Annotated in this window: 22 protein-coding genes and 1 tRNA gene; 10 read left to right on the top strand and 13 right to left on the bottom strand. The window is 70.7% G+C overall.

Features of this window, described 5'->3' with window-relative positions; translation table 11 throughout:
- Positions 1-412 precede the first annotated feature (412 nt).
- Positions 413-1870 (bottom strand): FAD-dependent monooxygenase, encoded by a 1458-nt coding sequence (locus tag BN12_RS00705; protein WP_048549604.1) that lies wholly within the window; start codon positions 1868-1870, stop codon positions 413-415.
- Positions 1871-2115: 245 nt separating this feature from the next.
- Between BN12_RS00705 and BN12_RS00700 the strand changes: the two genes are divergently transcribed.
- The 7 genes from BN12_RS00700 to BN12_RS00675 all read left to right on the top strand — a co-directional run bounded on the left by BN12_RS00700 (position 2116) and on the right by BN12_RS00675 (position 7402).
- Complete coding sequence (locus BN12_RS00700) at positions 2116-2628, top strand: MarR family winged helix-turn-helix transcriptional regulator (protein WP_162233008.1); 513 nt, start codon at positions 2116-2118, stop codon at positions 2626-2628.
- Between the two features lie 3 nt (positions 2629-2631).
- Complete coding sequence (locus tag BN12_RS26440) at positions 2632-2757, top strand: hypothetical protein (RefSeq protein ID WP_268806992.1); 126 nt, start codon at positions 2632-2634, stop codon at positions 2755-2757.
- Positions 2754-3293, top strand: coding sequence for a DUF3995 domain-containing protein (locus tag BN12_RS00695; protein WP_048549602.1), 540 nt, complete (start codon positions 2754-2756; stop codon positions 3291-3293). The genes BN12_RS26440 and BN12_RS00695 overlap by 4 nt, the downstream gene beginning before the upstream one ends.
- A 262-nt stretch (positions 3294-3555) precedes the next feature.
- On the top strand, positions 3556-4173 hold the full coding sequence (locus BN12_RS00690; RefSeq protein ID WP_048549601.1) for a copper resistance CopC family protein: 618 nt from the start codon (positions 3556-3558) through the stop codon (positions 4171-4173).
- 212 nt (positions 4174-4385) lie between these two features.
- Positions 4386-4461: transfer RNA gene (locus BN12_RS00685), tRNA-Lys, on the top strand.
- A 683-nt stretch (positions 4462-5144) separates the two neighbouring features.
- Positions 5145-6557 (top strand): RICIN domain-containing protein, encoded by a 1413-nt coding sequence (locus BN12_RS00680; RefSeq protein ID WP_157635268.1) that lies wholly within the window; start codon positions 5145-5147, stop codon positions 6555-6557.
- Positions 6558-6583: 26 nt separating this feature from the next.
- Positions 6584-7402, top strand: coding sequence for a PrsW family intramembrane metalloprotease (locus BN12_RS00675; RefSeq protein ID WP_048549599.1), 819 nt, complete (start codon positions 6584-6586; stop codon positions 7400-7402).
- 750 nt (positions 7403-8152) lie between these two features.
- Here the strand turns inward: BN12_RS00675 and BN12_RS00670 are convergent.
- On the bottom strand, positions 8153-8641 hold the full coding sequence (locus BN12_RS00670) for an aldehyde dehydrogenase family protein (RefSeq protein ID WP_235432260.1): 489 nt from the start codon (positions 8639-8641) through the stop codon (positions 8153-8155).
- On the opposite strand from BN12_RS00670, the gene BN12_RS00665 reads away from it, so the two are divergent.
- The 3 genes from BN12_RS00665 to BN12_RS00655 all read left to right on the top strand — a co-directional run bounded on the left by BN12_RS00665 (position 8625) and on the right by BN12_RS00655 (position 11673).
- A complete protein-coding gene (locus BN12_RS00665; protein WP_048549597.1) occupies positions 8625-9401 on the top strand; it encodes a hypothetical protein in 777 nt (258 codons plus the stop codon). The genes BN12_RS00670 and BN12_RS00665 overlap by 17 nt on opposite strands.
- Before the next feature lie 31 nt (positions 9402-9432).
- Positions 9433-10563: a phosphorylase family protein gene (locus BN12_RS00660; protein ID WP_048549596.1), complete on the top strand. Its 1131-nt coding sequence runs from the start codon at positions 9433-9435 to the stop codon at positions 10561-10563.
- A 513-nt stretch (positions 10564-11076) separates the two neighbouring features.
- The gene (locus BN12_RS00655) at positions 11077-11673 is read left to right on the top strand and encodes a hypothetical protein (RefSeq protein WP_162233007.1); all 597 of its coding nucleotides are present in this window, start codon (positions 11077-11079) and stop codon (positions 11671-11673) included.
- A gap of 143 nt (positions 11674-11816) precedes the next feature.
- Here the strand turns inward: BN12_RS00655 and BN12_RS00650 are convergent, their stop codons facing one another.
- The 11 genes from BN12_RS00650 to BN12_RS00600 all read right to left on the bottom strand — a co-directional run bounded on the left by BN12_RS00650 (position 11817) and on the right by BN12_RS00600 (position 24169).
- Positions 11817-12533, bottom strand: a complete 717-nt coding sequence (locus tag BN12_RS00650) for a 4-hydroxy-tetrahydrodipicolinate reductase (RefSeq protein WP_162233006.1) — start codon at positions 12531-12533, stop codon at positions 11817-11819.
- A 74-nt stretch (positions 12534-12607) separates the two neighbouring features.
- Positions 12608-14041 (bottom strand): leucyl aminopeptidase family protein, encoded by a 1434-nt coding sequence (locus BN12_RS00645; protein WP_048549594.1) that lies wholly within the window; start codon positions 14039-14041, stop codon positions 12608-12610.
- 32 nt (positions 14042-14073) lie between these two features.
- Positions 14074-15072 (bottom strand): zinc-dependent alcohol dehydrogenase family protein, encoded by a 999-nt coding sequence (locus BN12_RS00640; RefSeq protein ID WP_048549593.1) that lies wholly within the window; start codon positions 15070-15072, stop codon positions 14074-14076.
- The gene (locus BN12_RS00635) at positions 15069-15845 is read right to left on the bottom strand and encodes an aspartate/glutamate racemase family protein (protein ID WP_048549592.1); all 777 of its coding nucleotides are present in this window, start codon (positions 15843-15845) and stop codon (positions 15069-15071) included. Before BN12_RS00635 ends, BN12_RS00640 begins: the two co-directional genes overlap by 4 nt.
- 67 nt (positions 15846-15912) lie before the next feature.
- On the bottom strand, positions 15913-16908 hold the full coding sequence (locus BN12_RS00630) for an ABC transporter permease (RefSeq protein ID WP_083454296.1): 996 nt from the start codon (positions 16906-16908) through the stop codon (positions 15913-15915).
- Positions 16905-18422, bottom strand: coding sequence for a sugar ABC transporter ATP-binding protein (locus BN12_RS00625; RefSeq protein ID WP_048549591.1), 1518 nt, complete (start codon positions 18420-18422; stop codon positions 16905-16907). Before BN12_RS00625 ends, BN12_RS00630 begins: the two co-directional genes overlap by 4 nt.
- Before the next feature lie 6 nt (positions 18423-18428).
- Complete coding sequence (locus BN12_RS00620) at positions 18429-19445, bottom strand: sugar ABC transporter substrate-binding protein (protein WP_053079914.1); 1017 nt, start codon at positions 19443-19445, stop codon at positions 18429-18431.
- A gap of 193 nt (positions 19446-19638) precedes the next feature.
- Entirely contained in the window at positions 19639-21216 is a 1578-nt protein-coding gene (locus tag BN12_RS00615; protein ID WP_048549590.1) for a PucR family transcriptional regulator, read from the bottom strand.
- Positions 21217-21231: 15 nt separating this feature from the next.
- A complete protein-coding gene (locus tag BN12_RS00610; RefSeq protein WP_048549589.1) occupies positions 21232-22227 on the bottom strand; it encodes a dipeptidase in 996 nt (331 codons plus the stop codon).
- The gene (locus BN12_RS00605) at positions 22224-22622 is read right to left on the bottom strand and encodes a nuclear transport factor 2 family protein (protein ID WP_048549588.1); all 399 of its coding nucleotides are present in this window, start codon (positions 22620-22622) and stop codon (positions 22224-22226) included. The genes BN12_RS00610 and BN12_RS00605 overlap by 4 nt, the downstream gene beginning before the upstream one ends.
- A complete protein-coding gene (locus BN12_RS00600; RefSeq protein ID WP_048549587.1) occupies positions 22619-24169 on the bottom strand; it encodes a hydantoinase/oxoprolinase N-terminal domain-containing protein in 1551 nt (516 codons plus the stop codon). The genes BN12_RS00605 and BN12_RS00600 overlap by 4 nt, the downstream gene beginning before the upstream one ends.
- Position 24170 lies beyond the last annotated feature (1 nt).

The following is a 24170-nucleotide window of genomic DNA, read 5'->3' as shown; positions in this document are numbered from 1 at the left end:
CACTTTCCACGGATGCGCCGGTCAGCGCCACTCTCCTGGCCGACCCCCGGCTGGTCAGCCTGGTTGACGGCGCCGATCCCCCGAGCCGCTGGGGCACTCACCAACGGTCCGGGCGGCCCGACGAACAGGCAATAGGCGGCGACGGCCCGCCGGTGGGGCGCCGGCCGTGCTCACGAGGCCAGGCCTCGGGGCAGCCGTCGCCTCTATTGCCTGTCGGTGGGGCCGATGCCTGTCGGTGGGGCCGACCGACACCCAATACCCCCGCGGGCCCGAGGAGAGACCGCGCACCGAGCACGACCGGCACGGGGTCGGAGCAGCATTGGGTGTCCGTCGGTTGCCTCGCCCACGACCGCCGCTGGGCGGCTTCGAGTGCGCCGTCACGTGGTCGCGTCCCGCCAGGTGGTTGCGCTCGCTATCTGGCCGCTCCGGGCATCGCGACGACGGCCGGCTCGGGGTCCGCCTCGCCGAACCAGCGGCGGAGTGCGGCGCGAAGCCCGTCCTCGTCGTCTCCGCGCCAGGCGACGTGGCCGTCCGGCCGGATGAGGGTCGCAGGGCCGGCAGGTGCGTCATCGATGAACGCTCGGTCGACCCGATCCTGCCAGCCGTCGATCGTCAGGCGCCCCGTGGGATCGAGCAGGAGACCGCGGCCGCCACGGAGCAGCTCGTACAGCCGCCCGGTGCCCACGGGGATGTCGCGCTGATGACGGCCGACACGCGGGTCGTCGTCGCCGAGGTCGTAGCGCACGCCGATCGCGGTCACCTTCTCCACGAGGAAGCGGTTGACCTCCTCGAACTCCATGAGCTGCTCGACCAGGTGTTGAACGGCCTTCGGTCCCGGACCGATGGACAGGATCTCCCCGAACGCGCGGGTCGTGCCCAGCACGTCCAGGGCGACCGGTCGTCGTTCCGCCTCATAGCTGTCGAGCAGGCCCGCCGGTGCCCGTCCGGCGACCTCCGCCGCGAGCTTCCAACCGAGGTTCGTCGCGTCGTGCAGACCCAGGTTGAGTCCCTGACCGCCGAACGGCGGATGGATGTGCGCCGCATCCCCGGCGAGCAGCACCCGGCCGACCCGGTAGGTCTGCGCGAGCCGAGTCGCGTCACCGAACCGGGAGAGCCAGCGCGGTGACCGTGCGCCGAAGTCCGTGTCGGCGAAGGCCACGAGCTGCGACCGCACCTCCTCCAGGGACACCGCAGCCTCACGGTCCGCGACACCCGACGCGGGCACGACGACGCGATACATGCTGTCTCCGAGCGGGACGGCACCGAAGGCGTGCACCCTCTGGCGCACCTCGGACATCACCTCGACGATGCGCTCCCATGGATCGGTGAGCTCCATCTCACCGAGGAGGAACTCGCTCGTGCTCGGCTCGCCGTCGAACGGGACGCCGATCGCCTTGCGCACGGTGCTTCGCCCGCCGTCGCATCCCACGAGGAACCTCGCCTCGAGCTCCGTCCCGTCGGCCAGCCGAGCGCGCACGCGGTCGTGGGTCTGTGTGAGGCCGACGACCCCGACGCAGTACCGCACCTCGACCCCCGACTGGGCGGCGTGCTCCCGCAGCAGCCGTTCGGTGACGGTCTGGTGGATCGCGTAGACATGCGGATAGGTGGTGTCCAGGTCCGCGGGCGGGGGCTTCATGATGCCCGCGACATACCCGGTGAGGGGATGGGGTTGCGCGAACTCGGTGAAGGCGTCCCACAATCCGCGCATGTCGAGGATCTCGACCGTCCGTGCGTTGATGCCGAGTGCTCGGACCACCGGCGTCGGGCGCTCCGCCTTCTCGACGACGAGCACGTCGACACCCTGCAGCCGCAGCTCGCTCGCCAACCACACGCCGGTCGGCCCGGCGCCCGCGATGATCACATCGATCACGTGATGTCCTTCCTGAGAAGGCCCCGGTCGGCGACCCCGACCAGGCCCTCCGCTCTGGTCGCCTCGAAGGACCATGCCGCAGGGCCCCGGTCGACGTCCATCCGTTGCTGCGCGGGACGATGGATCGCCTGCCGTCGCCGTGTCCGGTCGCGAACGCGTCCTTCCGGAACGCTGAATGTTCGTCCAGGCGACAGTTGCATACACAACCGTCGCCTGTCAAACGAATAATCGGTATGCTGGAGCGCATGGCCCGCCGGACGCTCGCCGAGGCACCCGCCCCACCGGAGGGCGGGCTCCCCACCCAGCCTGAGAGCGGGCTGCCGGCCCTTCCGGATCAGGTGGCGACGCTGTGGTTCCTGATCCGCCGGCTGGCGGGAGCGATGGATCGACAGGGGGAGGCGCTGTTCCGGCGAGAGCTCGGCGTCTCGCTCGCACAGTTCCTCGTGCTGTCGGTCGTGGATGCGCACCCCGGGCCGCTGAGCCAGCAGGCGGTGGCCGACCGGCTCGGCCTGACGAAGGGGACGGTGAGCCGGCAGATCGACGCCGCCGTCGCCGCCGGGCTGATGACCGTCGCCACCGCCGAGCACACCCGCCGCGAGCACGCCCTCGCCCTCACGGAGGCTGGCACCGCACTCGTGCGCAGGGGCGACGCGCTCTTCGGGGACTCCCATGCCTCACTCCAAGCGGCGATCGACCCGCAGACACTGCCGGCAACGGCTCGACAGCTCGAGGCACTCCTTCACGCTGTGGAGGCCTGACCGATGCCCAGGGCCTTCACGGCCGCGAACGACCTCGAGGCGGCGTTCGAGCGCGGCGAGCAGGTCGGGCATCCGGACGCCCGGATCCCCCGACGTGGCACGGCCGGTGGGTTGCTCGCGCGAGGATGACGACGGACACGGCAGGCTCGATGCCCCGTCCTCGGTATGCGACCCTGGCGGCGGTCGTCGCGGTGCTGCTCGGTCTGGGCAGCGCTGGCATCAGCGCGTATTGGGCGTCGGGAGGAACTGGGCTGCTCGACACGGTCGGCGGGGACATCGAGCGATGGGGGCGGCAACGGGAGGGGTCGGTCGTCGCGGCGTTGTGGGCGGTCGCCGTGCTGAAGGCCGGGGTCGCGCTGGCGGCACCGGCTGTCGTCGGTATGCCGCCCTCGCTGCCACCGTGGACGCGAGGCCGGGTGGCCCGCATCCTCAGCTGGATCGCGGCGTGCGTCCTCGCGGTCTACGGAGCCCTGCTCACGATCCCGGGCCTGCTCATCCAGACCTCCGTGCTCGATGTCGGGCCGGCCAGCGACCCGAAGGCGCTGGCCTGGCACGCCTACCTGTGGGATCCCTGGTTCTTCGTCTGGGGCCTCGCCTTCATCATCTGCCTGTGGCTGACCCGGCGACCCCGGAGGCGGACCGGATCGCCAGGAGCACCGCGGTGATCCAGCACCTGCCCCTTCCGTGGGTCATGTCCGTCTCCGAGCGCCATCGTGCCGCGCGACGGCCACGGGACCCTCGAAGAAGTCGCAGGCCGGCGCTCATGGCCGGCTGAGTGGACTCGGTGTCGGCGCACGCTCATCCGTATGCGCGGCGCGACCTCGGTCCGCCGGGTCACCGTGCCCATCCCGGGGCGCCGAGAGAGTGGGGCACGATGGGCGCGTGACACCTCCCCGCCGAACGTCTCTCCCGGCATACCGTCGTCGGTTGTGGGTCATCGTGCTCGGCCTCGCCGTCTGCTTCGGGACCGGACTCGTCGGGGCCGGCGGGGCGAGCGCGCATGCCAGCCTCGTGGCCATCACCCCCGCGGACGGCGCGACGCTCCCGACGCCGCCGGATGTCGTGACCCTGACCTTCGACGAGCCGGTCACCACGGGCCTGTCGGTCGTCGCGGTGCGCGGCATGGACGGCACGGATGCCGCTCGTGGAGAGCCGTCAGCGGCCGGTGCCACGCTCACCCAGCGCCTCGCGACCCGGTTGCCGGCGGGGACCTACACGATCTCGTGGAAGGTGGTGAGCGACGACGGGCATCCGGTGTCGGGGACCTCGACGTTCACCGCGACGGCGGCAGCAGCCGGACCCGCGACAGCGACGCCCGGCACCAGCACTTCGGCTGGCACCTCCTCGACCCCAGGGGCGACGCCGAGGCCCACGACATCCTCCAGCAGCACCGCGTCGTCGGGTGTGCTGTGGTTCATCGCCGTGGCGCTCATCGTGTTCGGGGTGCTCGGCTGGGTGCGGGCGCTCCGACGCCAGCGACGCCTTCGAGAGCGTCACACGGAGCAGCGCGGTGACGAGCCACCAGCCACCGGGCACTCGAGCTGAGCCGCGAGGGCGGTGATCTGACCGGGCGGCGGACCCGTTCGACGCGTGCAGGCTGGCGACGGCCCCGGGTCCTGGGACTCGCTCGCCGCGCCCGCCTTTCGCCGTGAGGCGGTGCGTTGGGCGTGCTCGACCAAGAGCCGCCACGGGCGCGTGAGCGGGGCGACCGATCGATTTCCGGCCTGGGGTCGGGCGCTGCTAGTGTTCTGCCTCGCGCGCCATTAGCTCAATTGGCAGAGCAGCTGACTCTTAATCAGCGGGTTCGGGGTTCGAGTCCCTGATGGCGCACCATCTGCCCAGGTCACGGCGTTTCGACATCTCCTCCATCTCGAACGGGGTCCGACGTGCCGGCCCCGGACCGCGCCGACGATCCCGGCGATCCGCATCAGCCGAGCCACCTCGTCCAGACCGACCTGCAGCCGGCGCGGCGGGGGGCGATTTGCGGCTTACGAGCCCCCTCCACTCCCCAGTCGGCCTTCCATAGCCCCGGCAGCGCGTTGGGGCCAGGTAGGCCTGCTCCAACGTCGCGGGCGAGACCGGGCGGGCCGGGTGGGCATAGTAGGTGGACGGCGCGATCGGGATGCCGTGCTCGCTCAGCACGGCACAGATCGGCACGGGCGTCGAACCGGCTCCGGGAGGAGACGAGGTAGGCCACGATCACTCCAGGCGGCGGTCGAGTTCCGCCTGTGCGAAAACGCCGACGCGGTCTTGAGGATCTCGTTCGCCCGGCGCAGCTCGGCGTTCTCCGTGCGCAACGCCCGCAGCTCTTCGGACTCACTCGAACGCGCCGCGGCCGACGGACGGAGACCATCAGCCCGCTCGGCGTCCTCCACCCGGTTCCGCACCGTGGCCGGGTTCAGATCCTTGGCTCTCGAGGTGCCCGGGCGTTCGCGTATCTGGTTTGAGAGTGCCGTGAGAGTCGTCCTCGCCAGGGTGGTCGCACCAAGCCAACTCATTGAGAAGGGACCAAGACCATGGTGATTCGCCACCTCAGTTCAACCCTGCGAGGGCGAGCCCTCCGCGTCGTCGGCGCCGGCGCTGCCGCCGGTGTGGCAGTGCTCTCTCTTGCCGCGTGCGGCAACTCCCCACGCGAGTCAATCCAGGCCTCCAGCCAGAAGACCGGACCGACCAGTGTCAGTGCGCTCAGCACCGATAGCTCCACGACGCTCCAGTACACCGGGGGGTTGCAGACGATCACCGTGCCCAACGGCGTCGGGTACGCCGACCTCGAGATGGCCGGCGGCAGTGGCGGGAACGACAACGCCAACGACGGCTGGAACCGCCTGTTGGGCAGCGCCCGAGGCAGGGGCGCGATCATCGGCGGGACGTTGAAGGTCAAGGCCGGCGACGTCCTCACCATCGCGGTCGCCGGCCAGGGCGGAAACCCCAACGGCAACAAGTCCAATGGGCTGGGAGGCTGGTCGATCGCCCCGTTTCAGGGCGGCGACGGTGGGCACAGCAAGGGCTTGACCTCGGGTGACGGCGGCGGAGGCGGCGGCGCGAGCGTGATCCAGCTCAACGGCCGCGTCATGGCCGTGGCAGCCGGCGGCGGTGGTGAGGGTGGGCCGACTGCGGCCGGCGACAACTACAACGGCGGCGGCAGCGGCGGCTTCTACTGGGGCTACGACGGCAACCAGTTCACGAAATCCGCCGACAACGTCGGTGGACCCGGCGGCGGGGCCCATAACCCGTTGAACAACAAGACCGGTGCCTCGTCGACCGGGGCCTACCTCAACGGCGGCGGTGGTGGTGGCGGCGGCGGGTGGCTGGCCGGGCGCGGCGGTTACACCAGCGGCGTCATGGGCAGCGGCGGTGGTGGGGGCGCCGCGTCCATGTCCCAACTGACCGATGACTGGTCCACCATCGGAGACACCGACGGGCACCAGGGCAACGGCTATGTCAAGGTCACCTGGGAGCCGACCGACGGTGCAACCGCCTCGTACACATTCGTCAAGACCGGCACCGTCGACCAGTTGCTCGAGGTGAACGGCGCGGCGACCTACGACGGCGCGCGGGTGGATACCTGGGAGAAGCAGGGCGGCACCGTGGGCGACAACCAGGTCTGGGCCTTCCAGCGCAACGCCATCGATGGGGCGGCGGGGACCCTGATGAACCGGGCGACCGGCAAGTGCCTGGAAGTCAACGGCACGGACGGCACGATTGACCAATGGCCCTGCACCACCCAGGAGAACACCATGTGGACCATGGTTCCCAACGGGGACGGCGGCACTGCTCTGCAGGTCACCTTCTCCATCCCGTTCGGCCCGTGGCAGCCCGGTACCTACTACCTGTCCACCACTCGGGACACCACCGAGAACGGCGATCGGCTGACGCTGGCGACGTCCAAGAGCGCTCGCACCTCCTGGGGACAGCAGGCAGCCCTGTGACAGCGAGTCGCCGACAGGACGCCGCGATGTCCATCCACCAGCCCCGGTCGGGCCACCATCTGGGTGGCCCGGCTCGGGCTCCCATCTCGACCACCCTCGGGCGCTTCGGCTGGGCGGTCGTGCTCGTTGTCGGGCTGTTGCTGTTCGAGGTCGTCCACGCGGTCTACCGAGTCACCGGCAACGTCCGCCTGATCCCGGGGCTCCTGCTCGTGGGTGCACTCACACCCTTGGTGGCGACGCTGGCGGGGTTGTACGGCTCGTCACTGAGGCCGCGGACCTCCGGGTTCTTGCTGGTCGCCGTCGCGGCCGTCAGCGGCGTGCTCTCGATCTCGGTGGCGGCGCTGCTCGAGTACCGCACGCAGACCCGGCTCGGGGAGCTCCCCCCGCTCACGGTCGCGGTTATCGAGGAGAGCTCCAAGCTGGCCGTACCGGCCATCGTGGCGGTGGCGATCCGGGCGCGTCATCCTCTCGACGGGCTCACCGTGGGAGTGTGCTCGGGGGCGGGATTCGCAGTGTTGGAGACCCTCGGGTACAGCGCGCAACAGCTGGTCACGGCACACGATCGACTTCCGGCGGTGGATGGGACCCTGCTCGATCGCGGACTGTTCGCCCCCGCCACCCACGTCGCCTGGACCGGCATGGCCGTGGCCGGGCTCTGGCTCGCATTGGCTCGCCGCACCGGGCGCGCCTGGCTGACGTTCGTCGCTCTGTTGGCCCTGGCGGTGACACTTCACACGGCGTGGGACGCGCTCGGCTCGGTCGCTGCCGCCCTGCTCCTGTCGCTGGCCAGCGTCGGAGCGCTGACGGCCGTCGGGCACGCCCTGGCCAGACAGGAGCCGACGTGAGCGCCTGGACCGCTTCGGAGCGCGACTGGTCACACGCCGGGCGGACGCTGCTGGAGCAGTGCGTCCTCGAGCAGCTCACTAGTCGGGTGCATGGCCAGAGTCCTATGGGCCTGGACCAGCCGATCCAGCCATGCCGGCGCCCCCGATGAGTCTCCCGCGTCGCGCGCCATTTTGGTGCAGCCGTAGGCGGCCACGAACGCCGCGAACTCGTTCCCCGCGGATCGGTCAGGACCGCCTCCAACTCGGCACTGGCCTTGTCCACCTCTCCCAGCCAGAGGCGGTGCATCGCCGCCAGGGCGCGGCCGCGGATCGGTATCTGGGGGGCATCGAGGCGCTCCCCGAACTCGACCGTCGCCTGCGCGGCCGTCAGCCCGAGATCGGTCAACCGACAGACCCAGGTCGCGATCGAGACAAGCACCAGCACCTCGGCGCCGATCGGCAGGTGACTGGCCGGCGCAAGAGCCAGCTGTGGCAGCCGCGCGGCGATCAGCGGGGCGGCGACCTCCCGGTCCTGGATCAGCGCCGCGGCCACCCCGGCGAGCGTTTCGGCAACGGCCGCGTCCGGTGCGCTCCATCCCTCGGTGCCGGCGAACTCCGCGGCCGCCCGGAACCAGCGCTGCGCCCCGACGATCCACCCACGCTCGAACCAGTACAAGGTCAGCCGCGCCACGAGTTCCAGCGCGGCCGGATCGGGCCTGATGCCCAAAAGCGAGGTCAACGCGGCACGCACCGCCGACGTCGCGAGGACCGCTACGTCACCTCGGCGGCTAGGTCGGCGACCATCGCGCAGGCCCGCGGAGCGTCGTCCGACGGTTTGCGCACGACGGTGTTCCCCGCCACGAGAGCGTGGGCGATGGCGATCGAGCTGATGTCCGTCGGGAAGTCGTACGGCGCGATGACGGCGACGACTCCGATGGGTCGGGGGTTCAGGACGAGACGCTTGTTGTTCGACCGCTCCTGCGTCGAGGGGGACGTCTGTCCCTTGAAACGCAGGATCTCCTCCGCTGCGCGCGAGTAGGCCGGCGCGGTCAGGGCTGCCTCGATGGCAAGGACTGCGGCGGAGCGCTGGTCAGGGTCGCGGCGTGGCAGCAGCCGACCGGCCTCGGTGTGGATGCGGTCCAGCCAGGCGGTTGCTGCCGGGAAAACCGCGTATACCGCGGTCGGCCGGTTCGGCCGATACTTGTGGATGAGGCCCTTTCCACGGGCCCGTGAGGAGAGCGCCATGTCCCAGACCACCACCTCGGCACCCCTCCGCCTCGGCAAGCTGCCCGCCCGCCCCGGCGCCGTCACGATGAAGTTCACGACCTACGTCAAGGAGACGCTGCTGCCCACGCCGCCGACCGAGTTCGGCCACGACCACGGCGTCGGCCACTGGAAGATGCTGGGCAACGACACCGTCGGCGACTGCGTCATCGCGGGCGGCCTGCACGAGACGATGCTGTGGAGCCACTACGGCTCCGCCACGGCCCCGACCGACAAGGCCGCGGCCATCGCCAACTACTCGGCGATCACGGGCTACGACCCCGACGACCCGAGCACCGACAAGGGCACCGACGTCGCCGACGCCGCCAGCTACCGACGCCACACGGGTCTCGTCGACGCCGACGGCGCCCACCACCGCATCGTCGCCTACCTGGCCCTCACCCCCGGCGACGTCGGCCAGCACCTGCAGGCCCTCTACCTGTTCGGCGCCGTCGGCATCGGCCTGGAGTTCCCCGACTCCGCGATGACCCAGTTCCACAACCACCAGCCCTGGGACGTCGTGCCGGGAGCCAAGATCGAGGGCGGCCACTACGTGAGCGCCGTCGCCCGACGCGACGACCGGTTCGTCGTCGTCACCTGGGGCCGCGAGCAACCGATGACCGACGCCTTCTTCCAGAAGTACAACGACGAGAGCTACGTCTACGTCTCCTCCGAGTACCTCAAGGACGGCCACGACCCCGAAGGGTTCGACCTCGCGCAGCTGCAGGCCGACCTGGCCAAGCTGCGCGCTGTCTGACCCGGCGCTCGGGACAACGACAGGGCCACCCATGACGTCGCATACCGCCACCGTCGCGGAGCTGACGAGCGACGCCGGCGCCGCCGACCTCGCCCGCCACATCATCACCTTCGACCCCCGGGAGCCGGACCGCTACCTGTTCGCCGCGAACGCCGGCAGCCCGGAGGCCGTGGAGCTGGCAGCCCGGCTCACCCCCGACCCCATCCCCTGGCCCGCCGGGCTCGCACCCACTCCACAGACGATCGACCCCGCCCCGGCCGACACCGACCCGCTGCCGGCCGGGGACGTCCTCGTCGTCACCTATACCGTCGCCGAGGCGTATGCCCTCGCGGACGTCCTGACCCCCGGGGTCGACACGACCGCCTGGACGCCCTACCGGAACGGGTGGACGGCCCTGCGAGCGCTCATCACCGGCCACCGCGCCCCCGCCCTGGAGCTGAACCGCGCCGGGCTCTGGCACACGACGACGATCGGCGACACCAGGGTCGTCGTCGTCAAGTCCGACCTGCATCCCGCCACCGACGGGGTCCACCTGCCGATCCGCACCCTCTGGAAGCAGCTCGTCGACCAGGTCCGGCCGCGGCTGGTCATCACGACCGGCACCGCCGGCGGCGTCCAGGCCGACACCGCGCTCGGCGACGTCGTCCTCGCCCGCACCGTCCGCTGGGACTGCACCCACACCTTCGCGCACGCCGCGTTCGCCCACGACACCTACACCAGCCCCCTGCGGCTGCACCCGGGCGAGCTCACGACCGCGACCCACCGGCTGCTGCCCGTCAACGCGGTGCATGTCCCGGACGGCAACCACACACCGCGCGTCTGGGTCGACGCACCGGCCCACCGCGCCCAGGCCGTCAGCACCGACTTCTTCGCCTTCGACGACACCGAGGACCACTACGGCCTGAGGGCCTACGATCCGCACGCTCGCGCCGTCGAGATGGACGACGCGGCCCTCGGCCTCGCCTGCACCGACCTGACCGACCCACCCCCCTGGGTCTCCATCCGCAACGCCTCCGACCCCCAGATGACCGGCACCGACCTCACCACCCAGAAGACCCAGGCCGCAGCCATCTACGAGAAGTACGGCTACTGGACCACGATCGCCAGCGCCATCACCTGCTGGGCCGTCATCGCCCACAGCCTGCCGACCCCGGACGGATGACGACGAGAGGACCCCGGCCAGTCCCCGACCTGCTGCGCTCCGACCGCGCTCGTGGCCGACGCCGGCATCCTCGTCGTCGGCCCCCGCCGCGCGACGCCAACGGGTTCCCCTCACAGCGCCCCACGGACAGCGCGAATCGGACCACGACGAGACATGGCGAAGGCTAGCCTTGACGGGAGAGGTTCGCCGTGGTGGACCTGACCCGTGTGCTGCTCACGGAAGCGGGGGTATGCCATGCCGCGCTCGTCTCCCTCCCATGGATCGGGCCGGCACCGCGCGGTGGCCGGGAGCCGGCTGGCGTCGACCGTTCTCGCCCTCACCCTCATCCTGGCCCTGACGTCCTGCAGCGAGGGGGCGTCCACCGGCGCCCCACCGAGCACGAGCGTCGACCAGCCCGGTTCCACGTCGAGCCTCAACCCGGACGACGTCATCGGCTCGAAGGATCTCACTCCGCTTCAGCGACTCAACAGGGCGTGTGCGAAACGCACGCAGGACCTGGCCAAGGGACGGGCCGTGTTCCCTCGCCACATCGACATGACGGTTGGCGCCGAGACCACGGTGCGGGCGGCCGTGACCCTCGACGCGACGCGATCCCCCGGCGACGTGCTCGGGCAGCCGTCGGTACCCGCCACCGCGCTGTCCGTCATCGCGGCATGCTTCGTCAATGCCAGCCTCACGGGTAGCGACGCGTTCGTCGTGACGTCGCTCGTGGCCAGTGGGCCGCAGCAGATCAGCGATTCCCACGACGCCGTGTGGCTCTGGTCCGTCACGCCGAAGCGCAAGGGGGACTTCGTCCTGACCGTCAGCTTCTGGCCGCTGTTGCAGGCGACCGGGACGGCGACCACACCGACGTCGCTCAGTGCCGACCAGGTCACTCCGGTCACGATCGACGTATCCGTCGCGGCGCCACTCGGCCAAGACCTGAAGTCCGGCACGACCGAGGCGACCGACTGGCTCAACGCGCTCGGCAAGCTCCTCGGGGCTCTCGCCGCGTTGCTGCTCGCCGCCTGGGCCGTGCGCTCCGCGTGGCGTAAGCGCACAGAGCCTCGCTCCGGTGGATCGGCGGCGGACGAGAGGCCGAAGGAGCCGTCGGAGCCGCCCGCCGGCTGAGCGCCGCCGACCGGCCGCTCGGACGGTCGGCTCGGCATGCTCCTCGAGGTCACGGCCGGACTCCCGAGGGACGGCGAGCTGCGGTTCCGAAGGCACCTGCCATGGCAAGGAGCCCGCAGCGGAGCAGCCGACGAGGACTTCGATCAGCGGATCGAGAAGACCGCATCCAGGTCGACGATCTCCTCCAGGCCCATCCTGAACCCCATTCCCGGAGTAACGGCGTGGATGGCTCGTCGTAGGCCGGAACGGTAGGCGAGGACCGAGGTGGTCCGGTAGGCGATCTCTGCGGACTCGTATGCGGACGCGAGATGGACGGTCTGCGCGTCAGGACCGCCGGGCAACCGGATCGAGTGGACCGGCACGTGGCCGACGCGGAACCCGCGGGCGGGGGCGTCGACGGCGGTGACCCCGGCCTGCCGTCGGGCGCTGATCATCTCTGCCGTGCGGATCGCCGTCCCGGAGGGCGCGTCCACCTTGCTGATGTCATGGGTCTCGACGATCTCGGCTGCGTCGTAGAAGTGGGCAGCCGTGGCCGCGAGCCGGCTGAGGACGACGACGCCGACCGAGAAGTTGGGGACGACGCACACCGTGGGACGGCTGGTGGAGGTCTGCTGGCTCGCCAGCTCGCGCAGGTCGTCCTCGGTCCAGCCGGAGGTGCCGACGAGGACGGGAATGTCCTGTGTCAGACACCGCGAGACGACGCGGCGGCTCACGGCCAGGTGGGTGAAGTCGACCACCAGGTCGGTGTCGTCGAGGTCCTCGATACGTGAGGAGGAGCCGAGCAGCTGATGAGGGGTCAAGCCATGGTCCTGCGCGATGACGGCCTGCGTGAGCCGGCCCATCCGGCCCGTCGCTCCCACGATGCTGACTCGGCGCGGTGCCCGTTCGCGGGTGTGGACGCGACGCGAAGGGACCTCCTGGTTCATGTGGAAGGTCACCCCTGGTCGCGGAGGAGGGTGAGGAGGGTTCTCGTGGCGAAGCCGGTGCCGCCCTCCTCGCTCGCCGTCCCACGCCAAGCCGGCCCGGCGAGGTCACAGTGCACCCACGGGAGGTCGGCAGGCACGAACTCGCCGAGGAAGAGGGCTGCCGTCAGCGCGCGGCCGGTGTCGGCCAGCGGGTGGTTGCGGACGCCGAACGGGGTTCGGACCTGATCCAGGTATCGCTCGGCCCAGGGCAGCTGCCACATGGGCTCTCCCGCTTCGGCGGCCGCCGCGAGGAAGGCGTCGACGGCGCCTTGGTCGCGCCCGATGACCGCCGCGACCTCGGGGCCGAGCGCGACCACTGCCGCATTCGTCAGGGTGGCGAGGTCGACGACGAGATCCGGATGCAGGGAGGAGGCTAGGGCGAGGCCGTCGGCGAGGACGACTCGACCCTCGAAATCGGTGTCCAACAGCTGGATCTGTATCCCGTTCCAGGCAGTGACGATGTCACCTGGGCGTGCGGCGCCGGCCCCTGGGAGGTTCTCCGCGAAGGGCAGGATGGCGTGCACCGTTGCGCTGCAACCCTGCACGGCCAGCGCCGCCATGACGGCGAGGATTGCCGCTGCGCCGGCCATGTCCATCCGCATGGTCTGCATCGCACCTGGTGGCTTGAGCGACAGTCCGCCGCTGCCGAACGTGATGCCCTTGCCGACCAAGGCGATGCATGCCTCGGCACGCTCCGGACGGTAGGTGAGGCGCACGAGATGAGGACCGTGCGCGGACCCCGCCCCGATCGCCGCGAGCCCTCCGAACCCGCGCCTCGAGACCTCGTCCGGCCCGAAGATCTCGCAGTCCAGCCCGGCTCGCTGCGCGATGTCCTCGGCGATCCCGGCGCAGGCCTTCGGCGTCAGCACGTTCGGCGGGGCGCTGGTGAGGGTCGCCGCGAGGCGGGCCGTGTCCGCCTGGCGTCGGCCGGTCCGGGCGGCCTCGGCATACCGGCCGTCGACGAGCAGCCGGGTCCGGCCCGGCGTGGTGCATCCGGACCGGAGCCCGTCGATCAGGGCCGCTGCGACAGGCTCACATTCGGCGGGTATGCCGACCCGGCACCCGTCCGCGGGCAGGTGCCGGCCGGCTCGGGCGGCGACGGTGCGAGCCTGCTCGACGGGCCGGCCCGGAGGGCCGGCCATCAGGTCGCCGAGGCCGACGTGGAGGGTGTCGCCGTCGGCGACGACCTCCCCGAGCCGAGCCGAGAAGCGGCTGAAGGCGCCGTGGACCTCCGGGACCTCGTCGGTGGTCGCGAAGCGGACCGTGGAGACGGCGTCATCACCGTGGTCGTCGGTGGTGATGACGCCGTCGTCGTGGGGATCGACGACCCGGCCGACCTCGGTGCGGATGCGCTCCAGCCAGGCGGTCGCCACCGCACTGGGTCCGGAACCGTCGCCGGTCATGGCCTCTCGTCCTTCCACGGGGTGGGGCTCGGTCACGGGACGGTGACGACGATCTTTCCGGCCTGCTGGTTCGACTGCATGTAGCGGTACGCCTCGACCGTCTCCTCGAACGGGAAGACGCGGTCCACCCGTGGCGTCAGCTCGCCCGTCGTGATCCGGTCGGAGATGAAGCGCACTGCGCCGCGGCGCTGCCGGGGATCGTCGATGTGGTTGAACATCGAGTAGGGATGGAACACCGCCCGCGCTCGGCACATCGCGGCGACCGGGATCTCGGGCTGCTCGTCGGAGAGCGTGCCGTAACCGAGGACGACCGCCCCCTGGGCCAGGTGGTCGACATAGTCGGCGAGCGACCGGCCACCGATGGGGTCGAACGCCGCATCCACCCCTCGGCCACCTGTCGCCTCCGCGATGACACGTCCGAGATCGTCCGTGCCAGCGACGGCCACGGCCGTGGCGCCCGCCTCGCGCAGCAGGTCCGCCTTGCCCGGCGATCGGGTCGTCGCGATCGTCGAGAGACCGAGCGACCGCGCGATCTCCACGGCCCCGAGACCGGCGGTGCTCGTGGCCGCGGTGACGAGGACGGCGTCACCGGGCCGGAGCCGGCATACCTCGACGAACGCCAGGTACGGAGTCAGGTACTGCATCCACACCGAGCATGCCTGGGCGTCGCCGAGACGATCGTCGGCAGGCGCGAGATAGTCCGCGGGCACGACGGCCACGTCGCCCTGGACGCCGTCGGGGGTGAAGAACGGCATGGTGCTGACCCGGTCGCCGAGAGCGACCCCGGTCACGCCCGGCGCCACCTCGATGACCGTTCCGACGGCCTCGGAGCCGATGCGGGTCGGGAGGTCCGGGATCGTGTAGTGCTCGCCGTTGAGGTACATGAGGTCCGCCCGGTTGAGCGCGAAGGCCTGAACGCGCAGCCGCACCTCCCCGGGACGGAGCGGGCGACGGGGCCACGGCCCGATCCGGAGCTTCTCGGGGCCTCCCAGCTCCTCGAAGTAGAGGACGGTGTCGGTCGTCGCGCTCATCGCGGGTCTCCGGAGAGCTGGGGCTTGACGGGCTGCAGGACGAAGGCGAGCTCGGCGGGTTCCGGTGTGCCGTAACCCAACCGGGAGGAGTGGACCCAGCTCTGGTGAACGGCGGCGTCGGCCAGCAGCTCGGCCCACAGCAGCGGGGCCACGGTCGCGTCGATGATGGGCACGCCGATCTCGGCCTGGAGCCTCCTGTAGAAGCCGAACTCGATGGTGCACCCGAGGATGACGACGTCCGCGCGGTCCGTGGCGACAGCGGACTCGGCCTCCGCGCGGATGCGACTCTCGGTGTACTGGGGATCGACCTGGAAGTCGTTGACCCCCATACCGAGGACCCGGAACGAGGCCAGGGACCGCTCGGCACCGTAGCGGTGGACGTTCTCCTCCATCTCGGGGATCCACTTGTCGCGCCCGACGAGGATCGAGAACCGCTCGCCGACCGACTGGGCCAGCCGGATGCTCGCCTCGGCGGGGGCGGTGACCGGCATGCGGGTCGTGAGCTCCTTGGCCGCTCGGACGAACGGGTCGTAGAAGCACCCGATGACGGTGGCGTCGTAGCCCTCCTGCTCGGCCCACAGGACCGTCTCCAGCGTCGGCCTGGCCGCGGTGAGCTCGTATGCGTTGTACTCGAGATGGACGGGCCCCTCGCCGTGCAGGGACGCGACGTCGAGTCGGGTGTCCAGCCTCGCCTCGGCGCGCAGCGACGCGCCGATCACCTCGTCGTAGGCGTCGCTCATGACGGGGTTGATCCACAGGATCCGTCGACCCATGGTGCTGTCTCCTTCGCGTTGTCGGTGGCTCTGTCGGGGGTGGCTCCGCCGTCGGCGGCCGGAGGCGTCAGGTGGCATTGCGGGACCTGGTCAGGGCGTCGATCCCGACGGCGCCGAGGATGACGAGCCCGAGGATGATGCGCTGGTAGATGGGGTCGACCTGGTTGAGGTTGAAGCCGTTGTTCATCATGGCGATGAACAGCGCACCGGCGACGGTCCGCCAGACGGCGCCGGCGCCTCCGGCGATGGACGTGCCGCCGACGACGACCGCGGCCAGCGCGGCGAAGACGAAGCTGAAGTCGTCGGTCGCCTGGGCGCTCATGCTCTGGGAGGCGTTGACCATCCCTGCGAAGCCGGCGGCGGCCCCGGTGAGCAGGAAGGTGGACGCGACGATCCAGCGGGTTCGGACACCGGACACCTTGGCCGCCTCGGCGTTGGCGCCCGTCGCGTAGACGTAGCGCCCGTAACGGGTCAGGGCGAGCAGCACCCAGCAGACGGCGATGACGACGACGGCCATGAGGGTGGCCGTCGACAGGCCGAGGACGCGCGTCGCGGCGAACCCACGGAAGCCGGGCGAGGACGGGGTGAGGATCGCCTGGTCGCTGACGAGGTACCCGATGCCCGCGATGATGTACGAGGCGGCCAGCGTGCTGATGAACGAGTTGATGCGGCAGATGACGACGAGCAGCGCGTTGAACGCTCCGGCGGCCAGGCCGGCCACGAGACCTGCGAGGACAGCGAGGGCGATCGACCCGGTATGCGACTCGACCTGCAGGCCGACGAGGGGCGCGGTGATGTAGACCGCGGACAGGCTGACGTCGAACTGTCCCGCGATGAGGACGAGGGTCAGCGGGGCGGCCGCGATGAGGATGGGCGCCTGCTGGTCGAGGAGGTTGCGCAGGTTCAGCCCGCTGAAGAACCCGGGCGTGGTCAGCGACAGGATGATGAACAGGGCGACGACGGCGACCAGGATGCCGAAGCGTCCCAGCGTGTTGCCCCACGCGGTGCTGCGAGCGGGTCGATCGGTGGACGGGGTCGTCGCGGTGTCGTCGGTGATGGTCATGAGTGGTCCGTTCCTACGGTCGCGTCCTGCCCGAAGGCGAGGTGGGCGATGGCGTTCTCTGTGATGGCGTCGCCGGCGAGCTGGCCGGCGATGCGGCCTCGTCGCATGACGATGACGCGGTGGGCCAGCCCGATGACCTCCTCCATCTCGGAGGAGACGACGAGGACGCCCGTGCCGCGCGCGGCGAGCTCGGCGAGCAGCTCGTAGATCTGCCGTTTGGCGCCGACGTCGACGCCCCGGGTGGGCTCGTCGGCGATGAGGAGCCTCAGATCGCTCATGAAGGCACGGGCGAAGAGGATCTTCTGCTGGTTGCCACCCGAGAGCAGGCCTGCTGCGACGCCCGGTGAGGCTGCCTTGACCCCCACCGCCGCCATCTTCTCGGCGGCGGCCCGTCGAAGGGAGGAGCCGTCGACGATGCCCCACCGCGTGAAGCGGCGCAGATGGGGCAGGGCGATGTTCCCCGCGACAGGGAACCCGAGGAACAGCCCCTCCGCCTTGCGTGACTCGGGGATGAGGGCCATTCCGTGGGCGATGGCCTGTCGCGGGTGGGCGTGGCGCACCGAGCGACCGTCGAAGAACACCTCGCCGCCGTCGTGCGGGAGGAGCCCGTAGACGGAGCGCACGACCTCGCTCCGTCCCGACCCGACGAGCCCGGTGACGACGACGATCTCTCCGGGGAACACGTCGAAGCTGATGTCCTCGAAGGTCTGCGGTCGGGTGAGGCCTCTCACCTGGAGGACGGCGTCGCCCGAGTCCGCCGAGGCCCGCTTGTCGGGGAACACCGCGTCGAGCGAACGGCCGACCATCATCGTGATGAGCTCGGTCGGAGTGAGGTCGGCGGCCAGGGCATCCGCCACCTTCCGCCCGTCGCGGAGGACCGTGACGTGGTCGCTGACCGAGAAAACCTCCTCGAGGAAGTGCGAGACGAAGACGATCGTCCGACCCTGGTCGCGTAGTCCCCGGAAGATCGTCATGAGCGTCGCGGCCTCGTGAGTCGCCAGCCGGGCCGTGGGCTCGTCCATGACGATGACGTCGGCGTTCCGGGCGAGCGCGCGGAGGATCTCCACCTTCTGCTGGTCGGCGATGGACAGCTGGTCGACCAGGGTGTCGGCGTCGACGTCGATGCCCGTCTCGGCGACGAGCTCGGCATACCGCCGGCGCAGGGTCCGGGTCCGGACGAACGGGCCGGTATGCGACTCCGAGCCGAGGTACACGTTCTCGAGGACCGAACGGGTGCCGACGAGGGCGATCTCCTGGGCCACGATGGTGATTCCGTGGACGAGGGCCTCGCGAGGGCCGGCCAGGGTGACCGGGGCACCGGCGAGCAGGACCTGGCCCTCGTCGGCGTGGTAGACACCGGCCAGGATCTTGCCCAAGGTCGACTTGCCGGCGCCGTTCTCACCGACGAGGGCGTGGATCGTGCCCGGCATGATGTCGACGCTGACGTCGACGAGGGCCTGGACGCCGTCGAACGACTTGGAGATCCCTCGCAGGGAGATGGCAGGCGCGGTCATGTCGGCTCAGCCCGGCCACTGCGCGGTGAACTTGTCGACGTTGGCCTTGGTGATGAGGCCGTTGTCGACGAGCTGGTCGGTGACGTCGACGCCGCCCTCGTCCTTGCCGTTCTTGACGGCGTCCATCATGGCGGCGAACGCGGCGTGGCCCTCCGTGACCGGGGCGCCCGCGACGTCTCCCCACCAGGTGCCGTCCTTGACGCCGGCGATGGCCGGCTCCGATCCACCGACGCCGATCACCTTGACCTTCGTCTTGCCGGCATCGGTCAACGCGAGCAGTGCGCCACGGATCTGCTGGTCGCCGGACCCCACGAGGACGTCGAAGCTCGGGTGTGCCTGGATGACGTCCTGGGTGGCCTTGCGGGGTTGGTCGGTGCCGAGGAAGCCGCCCTCGGCATCGGCGACGACCTTGATCGCACCGTCACCGGCGATCTGGGCGTCGAACCCCTTGCGGACGGCGTCGTCGAACGGCGTTCCCTTGGTGCCGTACATGTAGACCACGTCGCAGGGCTTGGTCTCGGCACAGGCCTTGACGGTGAGCTTCCCGAGTCGCTCGCCGGTCGCCTGAGGTGGAGCGAGGACGGAGGCGCTGATGCCCGCGACCTGTGGGTCCGCGGTGTCGAGCTTGGTGCCGACGACCTGGTTGAGGACGACGACCTTGAGCCCAGCGTCCAACGCGTCCTGGACGGCGGGGATGGCCGCCGACCCGTCCACGGTGGCCAGCACGATGCCCTTGTACTTCTTCGCGGCGATGACGTCCTCGATCTGCTTGGACGCGGTGCCGGGCTGGAACTTGGCGTCGAAGACGGTGATCTTCACGTTCTGCTTCGCCGCGTCCTCGTTCATCGCCTTCAGGGACGCGGTGAGCCAGGTGTTGGCGGAGCTTGCGGTGAGGAAGGCGATCTGGGTCTCGCCGGTCGTCGTGGCGCTGTCCGCCTTCTGGGTGACAGCGCAGGCACTGACCATGGTCAGGGCTGACAGCGTCGCGGTGGCGGCTGCCAGGGACCGCGTGCGGATGGTCATGTGGTGCTCCTGTTCGGGTTGCTCCCTGCGATGTGGGATGACCGTATGGCGACGGCGACACCCGCGAGAAGATGCACTTTGCCCACGACAGAGCCGAAAAAGGCTGCGAATCGCCCACAGCGGTGCGGGGATCAGGAGCGTGCGTCCAAGGCGATGCTGAGCGTCGCGCCAGCCCGCGGGTCGTGGCGAAGTGCTAGCGCGCCAGGTTGACGACGCGACAGGCCAGCTGCACCGCGAGCCGCTGGTCGGGGTCGTCGAGGTCGACGGCCACGACGTGCCGCACCCGGGCGATCCGCTTGATGACCGTGTTCCGATGCAGCCCCATGATGTCGGCGGTGGCCGTCGGAGAGGACTCGTTGTCGAGGTAGACCTCGAGAGTGCGCAGGAGGTCCTCGTCCTTGTCGACCTCGGTGACGGGCCGCAGGAGGGTGCGGGCGACGTCGCCGAACTCCTCCGAGGTGTACCAGCCGACGAGGATGCGCTGGACCCCCAGCTCGTCGATGTGCTGGACCGCGGTCCGCAGCCCGCTCGCCTGGGCGATGGTGGCGGCCTCCTGCGCCTCGGCGAGGCTCCGTCGCAGGCCCAAGGTGCCGGCATACGGACGCCCGATCCCGACGTAGACGCGCAGTCCGTCCCGGTCGGCGACGAAGTCCTGGACGGCCCGCCGGATGGCGACGACGAGCTGCCCGAACGAGGCCGGCAACGGCTCGGCGGCTTCGGCGAGCCACGATGTCCAGCCGTCGGGCCGCTCGACGAGGGGCCCGTCGATGGTGCCCGACAGCGCGCGTGACAGGGGGTCGGTGAGTGCGAGGACCCGGAGCGAGTCCGCCTGCCCCGCAACCCTCATGTGGATGGCGCTGCACCAGCCGTCGGTCTTCCAGCCCAGCGTGCCGATCTGCTGGGTCAGCGAGGCGCTCGGGCGATCGGTCAGGGCGATGATGCCGTTGAGGGCACCGAGCCGGACCCGGGCATCGCGTTCCTGCTCCAGCCGATTCGACATCAGCCGGGTCCCGATGTAGCTCGCGGCGAGCTGGACGAGTCGGGAGGCGGCTTCCTCCCAGGCAGGTGTCGGCGCCTCCCGGGACAGCACCAGCCAGAAGGTCGGGCGTTCGCCGCGGGCGAGCGTGACAGGCTGCACGAGCCGGACGACGCTCTCGATCCGCGTCCGGACGGGGACGGTGACGCGGTCCCGCCGTGCGATCGGGGGGTCGAGCGGTGGCCCGGCGACGACCTCGCCTTCGAGCCCGATGAGCGAGGCACTGGCGGCGAGAGTGTCGTCCACGATCCCCAGGAGCTCGGGAACCCCCTGGTTCGGGCTGATCCGCCCGAACCGGTCGACCGCGTCGACGACGGTCGTGGCGAGGAGGCGCAGCGGCGCCTCGACGACCTCCCGGATGTCGTCGGCCAGCTCGAGGAGGTAGTCGTCGGTCACCACGAGGGCCGTCGACAGCTTGTCGGCCAACCGCCGTGCAGACAGGCCGATCTCGTGCGCGGGTGAGACGACGATGAGCAGGGGCGCCCCTGCCTCGCTCATCCAGCGGAGGGTGAGGTCGACGAGGTAGGTGTCCTTGTCGAGGCGCCCGCCGTCGAGGATGACGGCGGTCTGGGCGTAGTCGCCATGGGGATGGCGTCCGGCGGGAGCGAACCGGACCCGGGACACCAGCCGGTCCTCGCTGCCTCGGCCACCGAGTCGCGTCGCACCGGCGAGACGGTGGAGCGCCAGGACGTTGCGGACCCGCACCTGGTATGCGGCGTCCCACAGGTTCGGCACGCGCTCAGTATCTCCTCAGGCGAGGTGTCCGCCGAGGAAGTCGGCGAGGTTGGCACCCAGGATCCTCTCCGCGAGCTCGCCGCCGACCCGCTCGCGAAGGCACCCGGCGAGCCCGACGAAGTCGGCCGGTCGCTGCAGGTCCCGGGTCTGCGGGATGTCCCGCCAGTCCACGAGCACACCGGTGAACGGGGTGTCGACGATGTCCTGCACGTCGACGATGAAGTCGGTCCCGAGACCCACGCGGTCCGGCCCGACGACCGAGACCGCGTGCTCGATGTGGTCGACGTAGTGGTGCACCGTGGGGCAGGTCTCGGCGAGGAAGGGCCCGAAGGCGTTGAGCGCCACGAAGCCTCCGGTGTCGCAGACGACGCGCAGCTGGTCGTCGGTGAGGTTGCGCGGGTGGTCGTGGACCGCGCGACACGAGGAGTGTGAGGCGATGAACGGTCTCGTCGCCACGTCGGCCAGATGGAAGAACCCGGCCTCGGACAGGTGCGACACGTCGACGAGGACGCCGATGTCCTCCATCCGCCGCACGGCGTCGACGCCGAGCTGCGTGAGCCGGCCGCCGGTGTCGCGTTCGGCGATGCCGTCGGCCATCATGGTGCGCCGGTTCCAGGACAGCGAGCACATGCGGATGCCGGCCCGCGCCATGACGTCGACGAGCTCCAGCGAGTTCCCGATGGGTTCGGCTCCCTCGATGGCCAGCACGAGGGCGATCCGTCCGGAGGCGAGGACCTCCCGCAGCCCGGCGCCGGTCTCGACGATGGCGACGCTGTCGGAGTGGACCGCTGCGAGGTTCCGGGCCTCCTCGATGAGCAGGAGGCTGCGGCGCAGGGCACCCTCTCCGACGAACTGGTCCTCGGTGCATACCGGCAGGACCTGGAGCCGGACGCCACCGGCACGCAGCTGCGGCAGCCACAGCTCTCCGAAGGGGTCCTCGATCCCGCGCTCCCGCTGATGGCGGACCGCGAGCAGGAGGTCGTTGTGACAGTCGGCGACGAAGGCGGTCACGAGGTGGCTCCGGCCGCCTCGAGGACGGCGTCCAACGCGGCCCCGTCGTGGTAGAGGTAGGCCTCGACCATCACCTCGCCGACCGTCCGGACGACCGAGCAGCCGGGGACGTCGAGCGGCGCGAGGTCCGGTGACGCCGGCGAGCCGATCATCCGCCACCGGGCGACGGCCCGGTCACCGGCACCGATCACCTCCTCGACGTCACGCCGGTAGTCGGGGTAGGCCTGCTTGAGCGCGCGCATGGCGCGCTCGTCGTCCTCGGCGGAGGACACGGCGGGACGCCCGTTGACGGTCACCGCGAGGTCGGGTGCAATGAGCGCCATCATCGCCGGGTAGTCCGAGGAGTTCTCCGCCTCGTTGTATGCGAGCCACACGGCCCGTGCGTCGCGGCTCATGACGCGAGGGGGCCGGCGGCCTTCACCTGCACGCGACAGGCCTGGCCCGGGACGTAGGACAAGGGGACCTCGTGGACGGACGTGATACGGACCTTGTTGGGGTCGGCGCCGGAGCGGATGGCGGCCTCCGAGGCGAGGCTGCGCGCCTCCTCCAGGCATGCCTCGCGCCCGCGCTCGCCGAACCGGAACACCCGGTCGATGCTCCCGGAGGCCTCGGCGATGGCCGCTCCGTAGGCGTTGGCGACCGCGTGGTGGTTGGGCCGCACGACCTCGGTGACGCCGGGAACGGCGTCCGGGACGAGGTGCGAGCCACCGCCGACCGCGATGAGCGGGAGCTCGTGGCGGCTGGCCTTCATCCGGTCCGCCATGATCCGGATCTGCTCGTCCACCCAGGAGAGCGCAGCCGTGACCGTCTCCTCCGGTATCGACTCCACGAGCCCGGGGTCGCCGAAGCCGGTGAGCCGGCCGGAGCGGACGGAGACGTCGGACAGCGTCAGGGTGCTTCCACCGCATACGAGCGCCTCGGTGACGACCTTGTAGCCGACCGAGTCCGGGCCCACGGTGACGCCCTCCGTCCCGTCGTGGACGACGGACCCGCCGCCGAGGCCGATCGAGATGAGGTCGGGCATCCGGAAGTTCGTCCGGACCCCGCCCACCTCGATGGCCGCCGTCGACTCACGGGGGAATCCGTCGACGAGGATTCCGACGTCGGCCGACGTGCCACCGACGTCGACGACCAGCGCGTCGGGGAGACCGGCGAGGGAGCAGGCTCCGCGCATCGAGTTCGTCGGTCCGGAGCCGAGGGTGAGGACGGGGAACCGGACGGCCTCCTCGGCCGACAGCAGGGTCCCGTCGTTCTGCGTGATGAAGGACTCCACGTCGAGCCCGTTGCCCAGCAGTGCCGCGTGGAACCCCTCGACGACGTTGCGGGCCACGCCGAGCAGTGAGGCGTTGAGGATCGTGGCGTTCTCACGCTCCAGGAGCCCGAGCGCCCCGACCCGATGACTCATCGACACCGCGACGTCCGGTCCGAGCTCCTCGGCGAAGATCCGGGCGGCCCGCTCCTCGTGGTCGAAGGTGGCGGGCGAGAACGGTGCGGAGACCGCGATCGCCGCCACCTGCCCCGCGCACTTCTCGGCGAACCGGCGCACGGCCTCCTCGTCGAGGGGAGCGATCTCCGAGCCGTCGAACTCGTTGCCGCCGCCCACGATGTCGATCGGCCCGACGATCGCGCCGAGCAGGTCCTTCGGCCACGCGACACCCGGTCGCACGCCCATGGATGCGGGCGCGGCGAGCCGGATGACGCCGACCCGCTGCAGATCCCGACGCTGGATGATGGCGTTCGCCGGATGCGTGGTGCCGAGCATCGCCTGGGTCACCTGGGCCTTGTCGACCTGGGCGATGACCTTGGCGAGGGACTCGCGGATGCCGTCGAACGGGTCGGGTGTCGTGGCGGACTTCGTCGCGGCGACCACCTCGCCGCGGCTGTCGACGATGACGGCGTCCGTGTTGGTGCCACCGACGTCGATTCCGATCTTGTAGCTCATG

Origin of the sequence: Nostocoides japonicum T1-X7, assembly GCF_001046855.1 — a bacterium.
Classification (GTDB): Bacteria; Actinomycetota; Actinomycetes; order Actinomycetales; family Dermatophilaceae; genus Nostocoides; species Nostocoides japonicum.
This window is presented reverse-complemented; position numbering and strand designations above follow the sequence as displayed.